This is a genomic window from Corallococcus exercitus (genome assembly GCF_003611585.1).
GTDB classification, from domain to species: Bacteria; Myxococcota; Myxococcia; order Myxococcales; family Myxococcaceae; genus Corallococcus; species Corallococcus exercitus.
In genome coordinates, this window is the sequence record NZ_RAVW01000718.1 from 1 (window position 1) to 2193 (window position 2193).

Here is a 2193-nt window from a genome sequence, read left to right on the forward strand (position 1 = left end):
TTTCACGTCCGCGACGAGCGCGGGACGCCGTCCACTTCACCTTCTTCGTCCTCGGCTGTTGCGTCATGCTCCTCCGCCGGATCTGTCCGGACATTTGCTAGGAGCAGTTAGTCAGTAGGCCGCATAAACATTCGGAAACCACTGCCACAAAGAGTCATCGCTCTCTGCGTATCGAATCCAGTGCCCGCCCAATCCGCCAAGCCTGCATTCGATCAATCCCGCTCTCCTGCTGTGCACGCTCCAATCCCTCAACTAGTTGATTGAGATGCTTTTTCGCATCAGGCCATGCACTACTCCAAACCTCAAAAACACGACCAAGAGCGACTGCCACGGACGAAACCATCGCCGCATCACTAGCAAGTCTCGGCAGTATAAACTCCATCCCTCCGCCCTCAACAAAGTACCTGGCCATCTCTCCATTCCGCCTAAACTCGTCTGCAACCTTCACAGAAGATCCAGCCTGGATCAGCATCTTGCAATGCGTGAAAGCCTCCAGCACCAACTGCTTTCGCAACTCCATCCTATAGTCGATTAAAATATCAGAAATCCTAGGATCGCGGTTTCCACTCAGCAGCTCATAATTATCCGAAATTGAATCGTCGCCATTCTGAGCCAAGAACAAGACCTGTCTTTTAACAGTAGCCACATCCTGATCACTAACTTCACCGCCAGCAAAATCAGAAAGCATCACTGCATATTGAATCGCCTTCAGCACCCGACCAGCCCCACCGCTTTCCCTATCCTTTGCCGCCTCAACAAGATTCCGAGCAAGTTCCAAAACCTGCTCAGCCGTGCCCGAAGTCCATCGCTCCCCACTGACCTCGGCAATCAACTGCCCCAGCCTAGTCTCGACTTTTACTACAGGGAACAGTTCGGCCTTTATCAGTGCGGCATCGGCTGCCCCATGGCGAACAAGCCGAAATAAGGCAGCACTAAAAACAAACCCAGATCCAAATTTAAATCGCTCAAGAAAGGCACGGCGTGCCTTCTCCAGATCCGAAATTTCGCGACGCCCACCCCCATGAACACCAGACAACGCATCAGAGAACCTGACATACGTCGCATCGAAACTATAGAAATCAGGCTCCCTATCCAGCCCCTCGGCAAGCTCCACCACCAGAGCAACAAGTATTTCCACCGCCGCATCTGGCAGCGCCGGCAACCCCAACCCATAAACGACAGCCAAATGATCCAATACCCGCCTGGCATTTCTCATATTGGATGAACCACTACGACTCAGCACATCCAGCACAACCTTCCTATGCACCTCAACCTTAGCCCTTACATCACCATCAAGTCGGGCTATCATTCCATCCAGAATGACCTCTACGTCGGGCACAATTAAATGCTGCGTAGAAACCACCTTCTCCTTGTACACCTTGTAAGCCCCAAGCCTTTCCGACGAACTCATGTGCTCTTCATTGCAAATCAAGACAACATCAAACCCCTTGTGCTCAGAAAGCACATTAACAATCCCAAGAAGCTCCTCGATTTTGTACTTGCTTGAAACCCTCTCCACGTCATCAACGCAAAACACCGTATCGCGCGGAACCAAGTCCATCATCTCCAATGGATCGAGAGGGATTTTCGATAGGGCGTAGCTAACTGAGGCCTCCCCTAGCCCAGCCACAGTTGTTGAAGTCCGGCCTGTAAGCCTGGAAATAAAACCAACAGCCTTCTCCGCTTGTTTTACTGCACCAATCCTCCCCTCCAGCCAATTCCCGCCATCCATCACGAGCCTCGTAAACAGCCTGCTTTTTAGCTGATTCGAACTTTCAATGCCGAAAACAGACACATACGACGTGCGCCTGCCTAGGGCCGGAACCACTTCTTTTTTCCAGAAATGTGTTTTGCCGGCGCCCCAAGGGCCGGTTATCAGCGACACACTCCCCGGTCCGCCCTCTCGTTTCGCACTCAGCAGCCGAACTAGCGTTTTCTTCACATCGTCATTGATTGACATTGATGCAGCTCCATCTCAAAAAAATACAGACATAGTCGCCCGCACTTCGATCGGCTATTATTCACAAATCGACACCCGGCCGTCCATCACGCAATTAAGTCCAAGCCACAACGAGCCCCATCTAACAACTCCTAACAAATGTCCGGACAGATCCGGCGGAGGAGCATGACGCAACAGCCGAGGACGAAGAAGGCGAAGTGGACGGCGTCCCCGCGCTCGTCGCGGACGTGAAG

Annotated in this window: 1 protein-coding gene; it reads right to left on the reverse strand. The window is 52.3% G+C overall.

What is annotated here, in order from left to right:
• Positions 1–154: 154 nt before the first annotated feature.
• On the reverse strand, positions 155–1960 hold the full coding sequence (locus D7W79_RS43425; RefSeq protein WP_147442338.1) for a P-loop NTPase fold protein: 1806 nt from the start codon (positions 1958–1960) through the stop codon (positions 155–157).
• Positions 1961–2193: the final 233 nt, after the last annotated feature.

Excerpts from the sequence above, each read along its gene's own strand:
- D7W79_RS43425 (WP_147442338.1), bottom strand. The coding sequence starts at position 1,960 with ATGTCAATCAATGACGATGTGAAGAAAACGCTAGTTCGGCTGCTGAGT.